This is a genomic window from Candidatus Omnitrophota bacterium, assembly GCA_014728045.1.
Taxonomy (GTDB): Bacteria; Omnitrophota; Gorgyraeia; order Tantalellales; family Tantalellaceae; genus WJMH01.
Window position 1 is genome coordinate 129,387 of record WJMH01000012.1, and the last position, 17,026, is coordinate 146,412.

15 protein-coding genes are annotated in these 17,026 nt (G+C 51.0%); 14 read left to right on the top strand and 1 reads right to left on the bottom strand.

Annotated elements, in window-relative coordinates; translation table 11 throughout:
• Positions 1-24 precede the first annotated feature (24 nt).
• Genes GF409_04420 through GF409_04435 form a run of 4 tightly spaced genes read left to right on the top strand, consistent with a single transcriptional unit; the run spans position 25 to position 4,648 of the window.
• Positions 25-1,434, top strand: coding sequence for an adenosylhomocysteinase (locus GF409_04420; GenBank protein MBD3426453.1), 1,410 nt, complete (start codon positions 25-27; stop codon positions 1,432-1,434).
• A 9-nt stretch (positions 1,435-1,443) separates the two neighbouring features.
• A complete protein-coding gene (pfkA, locus tag GF409_04425) occupies positions 1,444-2,427 on the top strand; it encodes a 6-phosphofructokinase (protein MBD3426454.1) in 984 nt (327 codons plus the stop codon).
• A gap of 28 nt (positions 2,428-2,455) precedes the next feature.
• On the top strand, positions 2,456-3,550 hold the full coding sequence (locus GF409_04430) for an LptF/LptG family permease (protein MBD3426455.1): 1,095 nt from the start codon (positions 2,456-2,458) through the stop codon (positions 3,548-3,550).
• A 9-nt stretch (positions 3,551-3,559) separates the two neighbouring features.
• A complete protein-coding gene (locus tag GF409_04435; GenBank protein MBD3426456.1) occupies positions 3,560-4,648 on the top strand; it encodes an LptF/LptG family permease in 1,089 nt (362 codons plus the stop codon).
• On the opposite strand, the gene GF409_04440 is transcribed toward GF409_04435, so the two are convergent.
• Positions 4,629-5,321 (bottom strand): hypothetical protein, encoded by a 693-nt coding sequence (locus tag GF409_04440; GenBank protein ID MBD3426457.1) that lies wholly within the window; start codon positions 5,319-5,321, stop codon positions 4,629-4,631. The two genes, GF409_04435 and GF409_04440, sit on opposite strands and share 20 nt — an antisense overlap.
• 141 nt (positions 5,322-5,462) lie before the next feature.
• On the opposite strand from GF409_04440, the gene GF409_04445 reads away from it, so the two are divergent.
• The 10 genes from GF409_04445 to clpB all read left to right on the top strand — a co-directional run bounded on the left by GF409_04445 (position 5,463) and on the right by clpB (position 17,021).
• A complete protein-coding gene (locus GF409_04445; protein MBD3426458.1) occupies positions 5,463-5,855 on the top strand; it encodes a DoxX family membrane protein in 393 nt (130 codons plus the stop codon).
• A 78-nt stretch (positions 5,856-5,933) separates the two neighbouring features.
• Positions 5,934-6,122, top strand: coding sequence for a ferredoxin (locus GF409_04450; GenBank protein MBD3426459.1), 189 nt, complete (start codon positions 5,934-5,936; stop codon positions 6,120-6,122).
• Positions 6,123-6,224: 102 nt separating this feature from the next.
• Positions 6,225-7,013 carry a polysaccharide deacetylase family protein gene (locus tag GF409_04455; GenBank protein ID MBD3426460.1) on the top strand — a complete coding sequence of 263 codons (789 nt, stop codon included), beginning with the start codon at positions 6,225-6,227 and terminating at the stop codon, positions 7,011-7,013.
• 11 nt (positions 7,014-7,024) lie between these two features.
• A complete protein-coding gene (locus tag GF409_04460) occupies positions 7,025-8,314 on the top strand; it encodes a glucose-6-phosphate isomerase (GenBank protein ID MBD3426461.1) in 1,290 nt (429 codons plus the stop codon).
• Positions 8,315-8,317: 3 nt separating this feature from the next.
• On the top strand, positions 8,318-9,274 hold the full coding sequence (locus GF409_04465) for a hypothetical protein (protein MBD3426462.1): 957 nt from the start codon (positions 8,318-8,320) through the stop codon (positions 9,272-9,274).
• A 109-nt stretch (positions 9,275-9,383) separates the two neighbouring features.
• Positions 9,384-9,569 (top strand): hypothetical protein, encoded by a 186-nt coding sequence (locus tag GF409_04470; protein ID MBD3426463.1) that lies wholly within the window; start codon positions 9,384-9,386, stop codon positions 9,567-9,569.
• Positions 9,570-9,582: 13 nt separating this feature from the next.
• Positions 9,583-12,003 carry an AAA family ATPase gene (locus tag GF409_04475; protein MBD3426464.1) on the top strand — a complete coding sequence of 807 codons (2,421 nt, stop codon included), beginning with the start codon at positions 9,583-9,585 and terminating at the stop codon, positions 12,001-12,003.
• An 8-nt stretch (positions 12,004-12,011) separates the two neighbouring features.
• Complete coding sequence (locus GF409_04480) at positions 12,012-13,649, top strand: CBS domain-containing protein (protein MBD3426465.1); 1,638 nt, start codon at positions 12,012-12,014, stop codon at positions 13,647-13,649.
• A gap of 31 nt (positions 13,650-13,680) precedes the next feature.
• Positions 13,681-14,295 (top strand): hypothetical protein, encoded by a 615-nt coding sequence (locus GF409_04485; protein ID MBD3426466.1) that lies wholly within the window; start codon positions 13,681-13,683, stop codon positions 14,293-14,295.
• Between the two features lie 131 nt (positions 14,296-14,426).
• Positions 14,427-17,021 (top strand): ATP-dependent chaperone ClpB, encoded by a 2,595-nt coding sequence (gene clpB / locus GF409_04490; GenBank protein ID MBD3426467.1) that lies wholly within the window; start codon positions 14,427-14,429, stop codon positions 17,019-17,021.
• The last annotated feature ends 5 nt before the right edge of the window (positions 17,022-17,026 follow it).

Genomic DNA, 17,026 nt, shown 5'->3' on the forward strand with positions numbered 1-17,026 from the left:
CAGTTAAAGGAGAATGAAATGGCAATTTCTACCGAGGATTACAAGATAAAGGATCCCGCGTTGGCGGATCTGGGCAGGAAAGAGATAGCCATAGCCGAGCGCGAGATGCCCGGGCTTATGTCCATAAGGAAAAAATACAGCAAGCAGAAACCCCTCTCTGGCGCGCGTATCATGGGTTCCCTTCACATGACCATACAGACGGCTGTTCTCATAGAGACGCTGATCGAGCTGGGAGCGAATGTGAGATGGGCGAGCTGTAACATATTCTCGACGCAGGACCACGCCGCGGCGGCTATGGTCGAAAGAGGTGTGCCCGTTTTCGCCTGGAAAGGGGAGACCCTCGAAGACTACTGGTGGTGCACCGAGCAGGCTCTCACTTTCCCCGGCGGGAAAGGTCCGAATCTAGTGGTCGATGACGGGGGGGACGCCACGCTCATGCTGCATCTGGGCGTGCAGGCGGGAAAGGACCCTTCGGTGCTTGATAAAGAGCCCGGCGGGGAGGACGAGGAATGTCTTTTCAAGCAGTTAAAAAGTTCCCTGAAGAAAGACCCCTCTAAAGGGGACACTCTTGTTTCGGAGTGGACAGGTGTTTCAGAGGAGACCACTACCGGGGTCAACAGACTGTACCGCATGATGAACAGCGGTACTCTCCTGGTGCCGGCCATCAACGTGAACGATTCGGTGACCAAATCCAAGTTCGACAACCTTTACGGGTGCAGGGAGTCCCTGGGTGATGGCCTCAAGCGGGCCATGGACGTGATGCTTGCGGGCAAAGTTGCCGTTGTATGCGGTTACGGTGACGTCGGCAAGGGTTCGGCACAGTCGCTCCGGAGTCTCGGCGCCAGGGTGATAATCGCCGAGATAGACCCCATTTGCGCGTTACAGGCGGCTATGGAAGGATATGAGGTGACGACCATCGAAGAGACACTGGGCAAAGCCGATATATACGTCACTGCCACGGGTAACAGGGACGTAATAAGGATAGAACACATGGAAAGAATGAAAGACCAGGCCATAGTCTGTAACATCGGTCATTTTGATAACGAGATTCAGGTTTCGAAGCTGGAGAACTATCCGGGCATAAAGAAGGTGAACATCAAGCCCCAGGTGGATAAATTCATCTTTCCCGGGGGCAGCGAGATCTTTCTCCTTGCCGAAGGCAGGCTTGTAAACCTTGGATGTGCCACGGGTCATCCTTCTTTCGTAATGTCAAATTCCTTCAGCAACCAGGCCCTGGCGCAGATGGACCTGTGGAAGAACAGGGACAAGTACGAAAAAAAGGTATATTGCCTGCCCAAAAAACTCGACGAGGAGGTCGCCAGACTGCATCTTGAGAAGATAGGCGTTAAACTGACCAGGATGACCAGGGACCAGGCTGAATATATTGGCGTGCCGCTCGAGGGGCCTTACAAACCCGAACATTACAGATACTGAGAGAGGTGTATGGCAGATAAGTTAAAGAGGATAGGAGTGCTTACTTCAGGAGGCGACGCGCCGGGGATGAACGCCGCAATAAGGGCTGTCGTGCGCAAAGCCTGTCATGAAGGCCTTGAGGTCAAAGGAGTGCTCAGGGGATACGAGGGCCTTATCAACGGCGAATTCATCGATATGGATTCCCGCAGTGTGAGCAATATACTCGGTAACGGAGGGACCATTCTCAAGACGGCCCGCTCCTCCGCCTTCATGACCAAGGAGGGGCAGAAGCGCGCGGTAGATAACCTTTCCCGGAACGGCCTGGATGCTCTGGTCATAATCGGTGGGAACGGTTCTTTCCAGGGAGCGCATGTACTGCATTCCGAATGGGGCGTTACGAACATAGGCATACCGGGCACCATAGATAATGACCTGGGGTATACCGATTATACGGTGGGATCCCACACTTCGGTAGATACCGTGCTGGATGCGGTGGACAAGATACGTGATACGGTGACCAGCATGGAACGCATCTACGTTATCGAGGTGATGGGCAGGGAAGAGCCTTACATAGCCGTTATGGCAGGTCTTGCCGGGGGAGCGGAAGAAGTGCTTTATCCCGGTAAAGAGATCACGATAGAGGAGATGGCCGGGGAGATCCGTTCAGCCGAGAAGCGCGGCAAGAGGAGCTGGATCATAATCGTTTCCGAGGGGTTTTCCAGCGCCCACGATCTTTCAAGCAGCATCGCCGAAGCCACAGGTTACGAAGTCAGGCCCATAACCCTCGGCCATGTGCAAAGGGGCGGCAGACCCAACGCACCCGACAGGGTTCTCGCCTCAGCAATGGGGGTGGAGGCCGTCTCAGCCCTGCTTGAAGGCCATTCGGATAAAATGGTAGCCGTCCAGGCGCGCAAGCTCTGCCTTGTGCCTTATCTGAAAGCCTGCCACGAGAGGGAAAAGGACCAGAAGCTGTATGCCAGGACCTATGGGCTCACGAAACTTCTAGCCAAATAAAGAGCCGGCTATTCACCGTAAGCATAAAATGAGAATAACAACAAGATATCTTCTTAAAGAACTGGGAGGCCCTTTTGCCGCCTCTCTTTTTGTCTCGACCATCATCCTTGCAGCCGGGAACATCATCCAGACCGCGGACATGGTGGTGAATAAGGGCGTTGAGATAACTCAGGTCCTCAAACTATTCTTTCTTTTTTTGCCGTATGTCCTTATTTTCACGATACCCATCTCGGTGCTTGCCGCGGTACTTCTCGGCTTCGGCAGGCTTTCCAGCGACAATGAGATAACTGCCCTCAGGACGAGCGGTATAAGCATATACAAAGTGATACTGCCTATCATCATCGCCGGTTTCATCATAAGCCTTGCAAATGTGCCGCTTAATGACAAGATCCTTCCCCAGTCGGAATACCAGGCCAGGAAACTGGCAAAGAGTCTAGGGATAAAACACCCCACCGCGATGCTCGAGCCGGGGGTTTTCGTCAAGGGATTCAAGGACTACATAATCTTCGTGCATAATGTCAAGGGCAACAAGCTCGAAGGGATAAGGATATACCAGCCTCGCGAAGGAAAGGCGACAAGGGTCATTATCGCCAAGAAGGGGGAAGTTATACCCATGCCCGAGGAAGACGCCGTCAAGCTGAGGCTTGAGGACGGAACCGCCGATGAGGTAATGCCAGACAAGCCGGATGAGTTCTACAAGCTCACTTTCAAGGAATATTTCATGACGCTCAACCTTGAGCACGCGGTAAACACCAGCAATATCCAGAAAAAGGCGAGGGAGAAGAGCATCAAGGAACTGCTCCAGGAGATGGACACTCTGGCTGAAGATGATATTAACAGCGTTCCTCTAAGGGTCGAGCTTCATAAAAAACTCGCCCTGGCGTTCTCGAATCTGGTGTTCGTGCTGGTAGGTATCCCCCTGGCGATCACGACGCACCGCAGGGAGAAATTCGTCGGCCTGGGACTGGCGGTAGCCCTGTTCCTTGTATACTGGGGGATCATGCTCAGCGGGGTCGCCTTCGCGATAAGGGCCCTTATCCCCGCGTGGCTGGGCGTCTGGGCGGCGAACATGATCCTTACGGCCATAGCTTTTATTCTTTTCGGAAGGGTCGCTGGAAAATAAGGAAAAACAATGCGGATACTGGAAAAATACGTTCTTGGGAATTTTTTGGCCGCCCTTGTTTTCTGTGTGCTCCTTCTTGTCGTGCTGGGCATTATCGGTGACGTTCTGGGATTCATAGACGACATCTTCAAGCATGATATACCTCTGGGCAGCATCCTTTCATTTTATTTTTACCTTGCGCCTTTCGCTTTCGTGAACATGCTGCCTTTCGCTTGCATACTCAGCTCCGCTTTTGTTTTCAACAGCCTGAGCAAGCACCATGAGGTGACGGCGGTGATAGCGAGCGGGCTGAGCTTGTGGAAACTGTTAAGGCCCGTGGTATGCGTGACCTTCATCTTGTGTATAGCCACTTTCATAATCAATGACAGATATGTTCCCCCGAGCATGCAGAAAGCGACCCGCATCAAACAGGAGGAACTTGAAACTGGCAAGGAGAGATCCTCCTCCCACATGAAGAATATCGCGGTGTACGGTAAAGGCGACCAGATCATCTTTGCCAAATCATATTCTCAGAAAGAAGAGAGACTTGAGAACGTCATCATTCACAAACAGGATGAAAATAACCTCGTCAGCGAGAAGATAAGCGCAAGGCTTGTTGAATACTTGGGAGATGGTGCGTGGATGGGGACGGATGTGATCGTTTTCACTAAAGGAGAAGGCGGTCAGTTCGCGCCCGATCCCGAAGTCTACAAGAAGAAGCGCCTTGATATAAGAGAGAAGCCCCAGGACTTCTCGGCGCACCAGTGGGATCCCAAGTTCATGAGCTTTCAGCAGCTCAGGAAATACCTGCGCCTTTTCAGCAGGGGATCCCCCTCCACGGTCAGGCGGCTTCTTGTGGACCTCAACTACAAGCTGTCCTTTCCTTTCGCCGCGCTTGTTACGATACTTGTCTGCGTACCTTTCAGCATAGAAACAGGCCGTGCCAACCCGTTAGTGGGCATGGTCAGGGGTATTACCGTTGCCATGCTGTATGTACCTGTAATGGCGGTAAGCCTGGCCCTGGGAAAAGGAGGCGTTCTGCCTCCGGTCGTGGCGGCCTGGTTCAGTAACGTGCTCTTCGTGGGGCTGGGAGTATATTTCATACACCAGAAAAGCTGATCTGTTTTCTCGGGGTTCTGGCCAGAGTGAACCCTGATACCTTGCCCGCGCCTGCCTGGACGAGCTGCCGGGCGCAGGTCTCAAGAGTTGCTCCTGTTGTGATTATGTCGTCCACCAGTACCACGTTCCTCCCGGCGACCAAGTCTTTGTCGATAACCCTGAAGGACCCGGCAAGGTTCCTTACCCGTTCGTTCCTTGGAAGCCCCGTCTGGGCTCCGGTATTCCTGGTTTTGACCAGGATGTGTTTATGGCTGGGGACCGAAAGCTCTTGCTGGAGGATGTGCGCGATGAGTTCCGACTGGTTATATCCTCTTTTCCGTCTTTTTGCCGGATGCAGGGGTACGGGTATCAGGCAGTCGGAATCCTTTAGAAGGACGCCGTACTTCTCCAGGCAGGAAGAGATCATCCCGCCGAATAAAGGGGTCACTTTGAGGCGTCCGTTGTACTTGAACTTCTTAATGCACAGGCGAAGGCTCCCTGCGTATGGTCCGCAGGAGAGGATATTTTCGAGGGGGCCGGAACCGCTGGCAGGAGGGAGGAAGTGATCATTTAAGTCTCCCGCACAATCCGGGCAGATCGGCAGAGGGTAATCTGCGCTGTGCTTGGCGCATAAGGCGCATGTCTCGGGGAAAAAAAGGTTAACACAGGAGTTGACGATTTCTGCCAGTACCATAAAGCTTCCTCCATTTATATATATTGAGATGCGCCCCGGAGTGTTATTTCTTTCAAAAATTTTGTATTCTAAACGATATTCATATAAAATAAACCTGATAATATATTCATCGGGAAAGGATTTAAGATGAAGAACGAAAACTTGTTCAATCTTTCCATGCTGGTTCTCAGGCTCGTGCTCGGGGTCATTTTCGTTGCCTATGGCGCGCAGAAGCTCTTCGGGACCTTTGACGGCATAGGTCTGGAGGGAACGGCCAAGATGGTTGAAGGCCTTGGGTTCGGGAATGCCTATACGATCGCCCTGGCATGGGCCTGTATAGAGTTCATAGGCGGTATATTTCTCATGCTGGGCATACTGGCGAGATGGTCGGCTTTGGCGATATCCCTCACCATGCTCGTGAGGATCTGGAAAATCAATCTCATGTACGGGTTCTTTCTCCAGAACGGGGGAGTTGAATACGGTCTTTTAGTGGTGGGAGCATGTATACCCCTCATCCTTTTGGGTGGGGGCAGCTGGTCCGTCTGGGATATCTAGATCGTCCCTTCCGGAGCCGCTTGACCCTGTGAGTTGATTCTGATAGAATAGGCGAAAACGAAAGAGAGGTGCTTTATCATGAAAGCTGTAATTGACCAGGACAAATGCATTGGTTGTGGACTCTGCCCCCAGATAGCTCCCGAAGTATACGAGATGAAGGGTGATAAGGCAGTTACTATCTTGGACGAGATACCGGAGGACAAGGCTGAAGCCGCCCAGAACGGTGCTGACCAATGCCCTGTGGCGGCGATAGAAATAGTCAAGTGACCGCGACAGTGCTTCTTTGAATCAAGAAAAGACCCCTCCGCAACCCTTTACGGGGCGGCCGAGGGGTCTGTTATATTACAAAAAAAGGACTAACTGACCGTAATGAGAGCGTTGAGAAGGGTTATAGCATTTCTATTAGTGGTTGTTCTGCTTTTGACGGGTTTCTATTTTTTCTACATGAAGCCCAGGAAAGTGATCCCCATCCTCATGTACCACTCGATAAGCGACGATCGGGGGAGTTCACTTAATGTGACTGCGGAGAACTTCGACAGGCAGATGAGGTTCCTTGTCATGGGAGAGTATTCTGTTATCTCCCTGGATGATCTTGTCCGGGGTATCCGCCAGGAGCGCAAATTCCATCCCAAAACAGTCGTTATCACTTTTGATGACGGCTTCGAGGACAATTACCTTAAAGCTTTTCCTGTTTTGGCGAAATATAAACTGCCCGCGACGATATTCCTTGTAGCCGGCTATATTTCCGAGCGGGAAGGGTATCTTGACTGGGACCAGGTGAAGCTCATGATGGATAACGGCATTGATTTCGGCGCACATACGGTGAACAACGTATATCTGCCTTCGGTGGAAGACACCCGCACCCTGTGGTGGGAAGTTCACGGACCCAGGAACATAATAGAGAACAATACGGGCAAGGCGCCCGGTTATTTCTGTTATCCGACCGGCGGTTTCAACACCAAGGTGAAGAACGCCGTAAAAAGGGCCGGCTACGAAGGCGCCTGCACGACCAACAGGGGATTCGACAGGCTAAACAGGGACGTATACGAGCTTAACAGGATAAAGGTCACCAATTCCGACATGACCAAACCGTTCCATTTCAGGGCGAAACTCTCGGGATATTATAATCTTTTCAGGAGCCCGAAAAAAGGCGATTAAGGGGGAGTTCCATGCACAAAGGACTTATATACGATACCAGATACCTGGAGGGGAGTGTTTCCGAGGAGGATATCCAGGATCTCTTTCCCGAGATCGAGAAAGCGCATTCCCAGATTACCCGGGGTACCGGCGAAGGAAGCGATTATCTCGGATGGCTTGACCTGCCCGGCAGGATAACAGACGATATGACTGGAGAGCTTCTGGATACGGCTTCCGCTCTGCGTGAGAAGTCTGATGTAATGGTCATAGTCGGTATTGGCGGGTCTTACCTCGGCTCCCGGGCTGCGATTGAGTGCCTTTGCCCTCCGGAGGAGAAGAAAAGGATATTGTTCGCCGGTTACAACATGTCCTGCAGCGAGCTTAAGTCACTCGCGCAGCAGCTTGAGGATAAGGATTTCAGTGTGAACGTGATATCCAAATCCGGGACCACGACCGAAACGGCGGTGACTTTCAGGATACTTCAGGACCTTTTGAAAAAGAAGTACGGCCCCGGCGATATTTCCGAAAGGATCATAGCCACAACCGATAAGGAAAAAGGTGCCCTCATGACCCTGGCCCGGAAGAACGGTTATAAAACCTTCGTGATACCGGACGATGTGGGCGGGAGGTTCTCTGTCCTCACGCCGGTCGGGCTTTTCCCGATGGCGTGCGCGGGTATCGACATAAAAGAACTTATTGAGGGGGCGAGATACCAGCAGAAAGCTTCATCAGAGTGCGATATCGTTTCCAACCAGAGCTACAGGTACGCGGCGGTACGCAACTGTCTTTACCGCAAAGGTAAAAGGATAGAGATACTCGCTAATTTCAACAGCAGGCTCCATTACGTGAACGAATGGTGGCGCCAGCTTTTCGGTGAGAGCGAAGGCAAACAGGGTAAGGGTATTTTTCCTTCATCATGCGACTTTTCGACCGATCTTCATTCCATGGGACAGCTTATACAGCAGGGTGAAAGGAACCTTTTCGAAACGTTCCTTATCTTCGAGAAGGAGTCCTCCGGTTGCAAAGTTCCCAGGACGGATGAGGATCTGGATAAACTGAACTATCTGGCGGGGATGGAGCTCAGCCATATTAACAGAAAAGCCTATGAGGCGACGAGCCAGGCCCACTTCGAGGGAGGAGTGCCCAATTCAACGGTCTTTCTGCCCGAGAACACCGCGCACAGCCTCGGCCAGCTTTTCTATTTCTTCGAAAAAGCCGTAGCCGTATCCGCTTATTTGGCCGGGGTTAATCCTTTCGACCAGCCCGGTGTGGAGGCCTACAAGAAGAAAATGTTCAAACTCCTGGGTAAACCCGGCGCCTAGATCATGGAAATAGAATTCACTTTTATAAGCATATCCGTGGCCATACTGAAACTGTTCATGATAATGGTCGCTGGATTCTTGCTCTATTATTTCAAACTGATAGATGATAAGTTCACCGACATGCTGAGCCTGCTTCTTGTCAGGCTCGTTTTTCCCGCGCTTATAATATCTAAAACCGTCTTTCATTTCAGTTTCGCTGAATATTCTTACTGGTGGTTCCTGCCGTTGTGCGGTATTATCTTCTCGCTCGGGGGCATGGCTATGGGAGGTGCGGTGCACAGGCTGATGCGGCTTGACGCGCCTGTAAAGGAATTCATGTCAAGCTGCGGGTTCCAGAACTGCGGATATCTTCCTATGAACCTCATACTTTTCGCGTTCGCCGGGGCGGTGGCCGACAGGCTTCTTGTTTATATGTTCCTTTTTACCTTGGGGTTCAACCTTATTATGTGGTCGCTTGTTCCGCTTTTTCTTTCCGACAGGTTGAAAAGCGGGTTCCATCTCAAGGTATTCCTCAACCCACCGGTCGTGGCGATAGCGTTCTCTCTTGTTTGGGTAAGCCTCTTCGGAAAAGAGAGCCTGCCCCCGATTGTGGCCGATCCGCTGAAACAGCTCGGACAGGCGGCCTTTCCGCTTGCGATGCTGACCCTCGGCGCTTATCTTTCAAGGTACCGCGCGTTCCATCCCGAAAGGAAGTTATCCCTGGTAGCCTGTACCGTGACAAAACTGGTATTATTCCCGCTTTTGGTACTTGGGATACTTCTTATGGTTCCCCTGAGCCATGATTACATGTTTTTCCTCTTTCTGCAGGCCGCGATGCCCACAGCTGTATCCCTAGTGGTTATAGGTAGTTACACAAACGCCGACAATAAATTCCTTAGCAGCAGCATATTTTACACCCATCTGGTTGCGATCTTCAGTATACCTCTCTGGCTGGCGATATTCAGTTTTTTTACAGGATAAATCCCCGGGGATAAATGCTTGTTCCTGACGTTTGACTTATCACGGATAATAGGGTATTTTAGTTAAATCGGATGATATAATATATATATATTTTAAGGAGGTACATAATATGGCTTTGGGTATAATATTAATAATATGCGGGATACTGATTGCCTTGTATCCGCCCTTATTGTCACTGGTAGTGGCCGTTCTTCTTATTTTCTCGGGTATTGTTGTAACGATCATGGCTTACAGGTACAAGAAAATGGCGCGCCAGTTCGACGATCCGTTCCTGGATTTTTTCATGAAAATATAAAAGGAGCATTATAATGAGAGAGTTAAAGGCGAACGATCTCAGGCATGAATGCGATTCTTCAATATTTCCCTTTAAAACGACCGAAGATTACGAGTTCGAACATGAACCGGTGCACCAGGAAAGAGGCGTGAACGCAATAGATTTCGGGCTTAACGTCAAATCGAACGGGTTCAATATATTCGTCTGCGGGGCGACCGGCACCGGAAGGAACACACAGGTTAACAAACTCGTCAATGAGATAGCCGCTAGGCAGAAGAGCCCGGATGACTGGCTGTATGTCTATAACTTCAGTCGCCAGGATGAGCCTGTTGCGATAAGCCTGCCCGCGGGCAGGGGCATAATGTTCAAGAAGGACATGGAAGAGCTCATAGACGAGCTCAAGGTCGAGATCCCCAAAGCCTTTGAAAGCGAGGACTACGAAACGCGCAAGCATGAGCTGTTAAAAGAATATAAGACCATGAGGGATTCCACCCTGGAAAAGGTCGAAGAAGAAGCGTACGAGCAGGGCTTCATGCTCAAGCAGTCGGCTACCGGGGTCATACTGGTGCCCCGAAGCGGCGAACAGCCGATGACGGCGGATGAGTATAACGATCTTTCGGACGAAGAGAAAGAAGAGATAGACGGGGAAAAGCACGAGCTCCACATAAAGATCGAAAAGGTCTTAAGCGAAGTGAGGGCGATGGAGAAAGCGGCTAAAAATAAAATAAAAGAGCTGGAAAAAGAGGTCGTGCTTTTTTCTGTCAAACACATTATTGACGAGCTGCGCTTCAAGTATAGGGAATTCGAGGATGTAGTGCAGTATCTTAACCTGGTCCAGGAAGACATAGTCGATAATCTTGAACTTTTCAAGGAAGAGGAGGAAGACTCCCAGAACGTCCTTTTCGGGGTCAAGACCCCTTCCAAGAAAACCTCTTTGAACAAATACAAGGTCAACCTCCTGGTCGACCACAGGCATTCTAAGGGTGCTCCGGTAATCAGGGAACCCAACCCGACATATTATAATCTTGTGGGGAGGATCGAGTACGTCTCTCACTTCGGTTCCATGTCCACCGATTTCACCATGATCAGCGCCGGGGCTCTTCATAAGGCCAACGGGGGGTACCTCATACTGCAGGCTATGGACGTTCTTACCAGTTTCATGGCATGGGACGTGCTCAAAAGGGTCATACGTAACCAGGAGATAAAAGTAGAGGACATAAACGAACAGTTCAGGCTTATTACCACTACCAGCCTGAAGCCCAATCCCATCCCATCAAATATAAAGATCATCATGATAGGCCCGCCGTGGCTTTATCAGGTGCTTTACAAGTTCGATGAGGATTTCCGCAAGATGTTCAAGATAAAGGCGGATTTCGACATCGAGATGGACCGTGTCGATGACATGATAAATAAGTATGCCTCCTTCATCAAGGTTCGCTGTGAAGAGGAAGGTCTCAGGCATTTCGACAGGAAGGCCGTGGCAAAGATAGTCGAGTACGGTTCGCGCCTTACCCAGGACCAGGAAAAGCTCAGCGCCCGGTTCATGTACATCGCCGATCTTTTGAGAGAAGCCGATTACTGGGCGGGCAGGGATAACAAGGAGTATGTCGACAGGCCCCATGTTGAAAAGGCGATCCATGAGAAGATATACCGTTCGAACATGATAGAGGAGAAGATCATTGAACTTATCGACAGGAACATAATCATGATCGACGCCGAAGGCGCGGAGGTGGGGCAGGTCAACGGTCTTGCCGTACTGGATATAGGCGAATACATGTTCGGTAAACCCACGCGTATCACCGCCAAGACGTTCATGGGTATAAAAGGTGTCGTGGATATCGAACGGCAGGTCAAGATGGGCGGAAATATCCATTCCAAAGGCGTCATGATACTCAATGGGTATTTCGGGGAGAAGTTCGCTCAGGATAATCCCCTTACCCTGAGCGCGAGCATATGTTTTGAGCAGTCCTATTCGGGGGTCGAAGGAGATTCGGCATCCAGCACCGAAGCTTATTGCCTGCTTTCATCGCTTTCGGGGGTCCCTATCAAGCAGTCAATAGCCGTCACCGGGTCTATGAACCAGCATGGCATGGTGCAACCGATAGGCGGGGTTAACGAGAAGATAGAAGGTTTTTACCATACCTGTAAGATAAAGGGCCTTACCGGCGATCAGGGAGTTATGATCCCCGGGTCGAACGTGAAACACCTTATGCTCAAGGAAGAGGTCATAGAAGCGGTGAAAAAAGGAAAGTTCCATATCTGGGCAGTTTCCACAATAGACGAGGGCATTGAGATCCTCACCGGCAAGAAAGCGGGCAAAAAGAACAGAAAAGGCGCGTATCCCAAGGGGTCTATAAATTACCTCGTGGATAAGAAGCTCAAGGAATACTCCAAGAAATTCTCCAAGTTAGCCGAGAAGAGAAAACGCGCCAAAACGGGTCGGAAAGGCAGCTAGAGATCCAAATGAATATATTGCTGGTAATAGGACTCGTCATCCTTCTGGGTATGCTGGGAGGTAAAATAATGAGCAAGCTGAACCTGCCCCAGGTCATGGGGTACATGATAATCGGCTTGCTCCTGGGCGAATCATTCCACGGTTTCTTGAGCGGTCCCATCATTGATTCCTTCAGGCCCATAATCAGCCTCGCACTGGGCATAATCGGCTTTATGATAGGTTCGGAGATAATCTTCGACCGGTTCAAGAGATACAGCCGTTCGATATACACCATCCTTTTTGTCGAGGCACTCCTCACCTTTTTCCTTGTAGCCGGCGGGGTCACACTCCTGACCGGTAAACTGTACGTGGGGCTGATACTCGGGGCTCTGGCTTCGGCGACGGCTCCGGCGGCGACCTACAGCGTTCTAGGCGAATATAAGGCCAGGGGGCCTGTGACAACGACCACCCTGTCGATCGTGGCGCTCGATGACGCGCTGGCCCTCCTTATCTACGGTTTTGCGAGCGTGTTCGCAAGGGCCATAATAGTACAGCAGCGCGCTTCGGTGCTTTTGACCCTTGCGGTTCCTATAATGCAGATAGCCGGCTCCATACTTATAGGATTAGTCTCCGGTTTCATATTGCACAAGGTAGCCTCAAAGATGAAGGCCAGGGAGCAGATGCTTCCCTCCACGCTGGGCACCATAATCCTTGTAGTGGGGCTCTCCATATATTTCAAGGTCGATCCCATACTCGCTTCGATGGTACTGGGCACGGTTGCATCGAACCTGCAGTCGGCGGAGAACAGGGAGATGTTCGAGCAGATAAAACGATTCAGCCCGCCTATTTTCATACTTTTCTTCGTTATAGTCGGCGCGCGCCTTGATGCCAAGATACTTACCAAGGGCGGGGTTCCGGCGATCGCGGTGGCGTATATAGTCGCGCGGAGCATAGGCAAGGTGGCCGGCGCTTATATAGGGGGTAAGATCTCCAAGGCCAGGGAAACTGTGACCAAATATCTCGGTTTCTGTCTTTTTGACCAGGCGGGAGTGGCCGTCGGTCTTGCCCTTGCGACATACCATACCTTCAGCATGCTGGGCGGGGAGGCCCGCATAGCCGGTCTTATGATAGTCAATATAATCACGGCGACGACCTTTTTGCTGCAGATGGTCTCGCCGCCGATGATAAAGCTGGGCATAAAAAAAGCCGATGAGATCAACAGGAACGTGACCGAGGAGGATATAGTCGAATCCCACAAGGTCAAGGATGTGATGGAGGAGGACTTCTTTGTTATCAGGGAGAACAATAACCTCCACCAGATCATTGATATAATGAAGAAGACCGACGCGTTCAATTTTCCCGTTGTAAAGATGAACGGCGATTTTCTGGGTGTTATTTCACTGGGGGATCTGCGCGATACGTTCAACGAGGAACAGATGGACGAACTCATACTCGCCGGAGACATAGTCCGTGAAACTGATACCGTCGCGTACGCTGACCAGGAGCTTAAGGATGTGATAAAGGTCTTCAGGGCGAAGAACATTGATTATATCCCCGTTCTGGCTGACAGCACGAAAAACCAGTTCGTCGGCCAGCTTGAATACCGCAGGCTGATGGATCATATAACCAAGGAAGTGATATTCAGACAAAAAGAACTGGAAACCTGAGTCGATTATTAACTGAAGGGAAGGTGTGGGCATGAAGAAGATCTTAGTTGTGTTTGCGGTGATAACGGCGTTATCGCTGGCACTGACGTCCGTCGGCCAGTCACGTACGGTAATAAAAAATCTTTATACCGAGCTGGAGGGCGTTCGGGACATCAGGATCTACGTAGCCGATGTCAAGGATTCCTCCGGAGGTCAGATGAAAGGGATGCTAGAGGATACCAAAAAAGCCATAGAGAGTGAATTCGACACGAGACTGTCGCTTGACTTTAAGATCGTCGACAGCAGGAGTAAGGCCGATTTCATCATCATGGTCGATGTTGAGGAGCGCATATGGCTAGATCATGACCCTTTAGATTCCGACAAGGGGATAGGGACGCCCGCGACGGTCGCCGATATGCTTCTTGACGAGGACTACGCCAGGATGCAGGCGGATGTTGTAATACAAAAGGGGCCCAATGCCAGCAGGGATGTCAAAAAAGCCCTTAGGGACCTGCGCATACGGGGCGACGTGGTCTGGGAGAGAGAGCTCAAAGCCACCGTTACAGAGGGGGATATGCCCGAAGAGGCAAGCAAACCGCTTATCGAGAAGCGCCTTGCCCATATGATAATGATAAAGGTCTTCGGGAAAAAAGCGAAGATAAGATAAACCCCAGTTCGGAGAAAGATGGAAAAGCCTTGACTTTTCCATCTTTTTTGTTTAATATATAGATAGATATAAATATATCTATTTGATTTAAGAAGAGCTTCTTTACGCTAAATTAAGGAGGTTGAAAATATATGAGGTCCGATAGATTCACCGTTAAAACACAGGAGGCTTTACGCAACGCTGTCAACGAGGCCGTTGAACGCGGCCACCAGGAAGTTGACGTGGAGCACCTGCTTTACGCCCTTCTGGAAGATGAAGCCGGGAGCTGTTCAGTGATAATAAAAAAGATAGGAGCCGATCCCCACCGGATCCGGCAGATACTCGGTGAAGAGCTCGCCAAGAGGTCGAAGGTTAGCGGTGGAGGCGCCCAGCCCTATCTTTCCAATCGGTTGAACAGCGTGCTGTCCGTTGCCGAATCCGAAGCCAAGAAGCTCAAGGACGATTTTATCAGCGTTGAACATCTGCTTCTGGCCATGTCCGAAGAAAAAGGCACCGTTTCATCTGACATCTTAACAGGTGAAAAGGTAACAAAGAGTAATATCCTCGGCGCTTTAAAGGAGCTCAGGGGCGGACAGAGGGTTACCGACGAGAACCCCGAGGGTAAGTTCCAGCCGCTCGAAAAATACGGCCGGGACCTGGTGGAACTGGCCCAGATGGGCAAGCTTGACCCGGTCATAGGCCGGGACGAGGAGATACGCCGGCTTATACACGTTCTTTCGCGCAGGACCAAGAATAATCCCGTTCTTATAGGGGATCCCGGTACAGGTAAGACGGCCGTTGTCGAAGGGCTTGCGCAGCGGATAGCATCAGGGGATGTGCCGAACAGGCTCAAGAACAAAAGGGTGATAGCCCTGGACTTGGGATCACTTATCGCCGGGGCTAAATACCGGGGTGAATTCGAGGACAGGCTGAAAGCTGTTCTTAAGGAGATAAAGGAAAGGGAAGGGGAGATAATACTTTTCATAGACGAACTACACACCCTCGTGGGCGCGGGGGGCGCCGAAGGCGCGGTGGACGCCTCCAACATGTTAAAGCCGGCTCTTGCCAGAGGTGAACTTCGCTGTATAGGTGCGACAACGCTTGATGAATACCGCAAATACGTGGAAAAGGACAAAGCTCTTGAAAGAAGGTTCCAGCAGATCTTCATAGGGGAGCCGTCTGTGGAAAATACGATAGCCATCCTTCGAGGTCTCAAGGAGAAATACGAGGTCCACCACGGGGTGATGATATCAGATTCGGCGATAATAGCCGCAGCGATGATGTCTGACAGGTACATTTCAAACCGATTCCTCCCGGACAAGGCGATAGATCTCATAGACGAGGCCGCTTCCAAGCTGCGTATCGAGATAGACAGCGTTCCGACCGAGATCGACCAGGTGCAGCGCAGGATCATGCGTCTTGAGATAGAGCGCCAGGCGCTGAAAAAAGAGGACAAGACCGAGGCTGGCAAAAGCAAGATAAAAGCCGTGGAAGAGGAGCTCAAAGAGCTGCGCAGCGAACTTGAGAAGATGAAGGACCACTGGGAGAAGGAGAAAGCCGCGATCGGCAGGATAAGGGACATAAAAGAGAAGATCGACCGGGAAAAAATAGAAGAGACGAATGCTGAGAGGGAAGGTAATCTTGCCAAAGTTTCGGAGATAAGATACGGTTCGCTTGTCAAGCTGCAGAAAGAGCTTGACGAGAGAACGAAAACGCTCGCCGAGATACAGAAGGACAGGGTCATGCTCAAAGAGGAGGTCAACGACGAGGATATCGCCAAGATAGTCTCGCAGTGGACTGGTATACCCGTGAGCAAGCTGATGGAGTCTGAAATGGAGAAGCTCGTTCACATGGAGGACGTTCTTAAGACCCGTATCGTCGGGCAGGACGAGGCCGTGGAAAAGATAGCTAATACCGTCAGGCGCTCCAGGAGCGGGCTGGGTGATCCAAACAGGCCCATGGGGTCGCTGCTTTTCCTGGGGCCGACGGGAGTAGGCAAGACGCACATGGCCCGCACCCTGGCGTGGTTCCTTTTCAACGATCCCGAAGCCATGGTCAGGATCGATATGTCCGAGTATATGGAAAAACACGCGGTTTCCAGGCTGATCGGGGCGCCTCCCGGTTACGTGGGGTACGAAGAAGGAGGGCAGCTCACCGAGAGGATACGCAGGAGGCCCTACAGCGTAGTACTGCTCGATGAAATAGAAAAAGCTCATCATGACGTTTTTAACATACTTCTTCAGATAATGGACGACGGGCGGCTGACCGACGGGCAGGGGCATGTGGTGGATTTCAAGAACACCATATTGATCATGACCTCCAACATAGGTAGTCAGTATTTTGTGGACAAGACCAGCGGTAAGGAGGATATCCGCAGAAAGGTCACCGAAGAGCTTAAGAAGAATTTCCGACCGGAGTTCCTGAACAGGCTTGACGAGACAGTTATCTTCAATCGCCTGAGCGAAGAGGATGTTCTCAAGATAGTTGAACTTGAACTCGGTGAGGTTAAAAAGCGGCTTGAGGCTAAGAACATAGAGCTGGTGGTCACTGGTCCAGCGCAAAAAGAACTGGCCTCTCTCGGGTATGATCCGGATTACGGGGCCCGGCCCCTGAAACGGCTGATACAGAAAGAGATCCAGGATAAACTCGCGATGGAACTGCTTAAAGGCCGGATCTCCGATGGTGATAAGGTGACGGTTGATTATGACAGCAAGGAAAAGAGCTTCGTTTTCAAAAATACAGGATAAGAGGT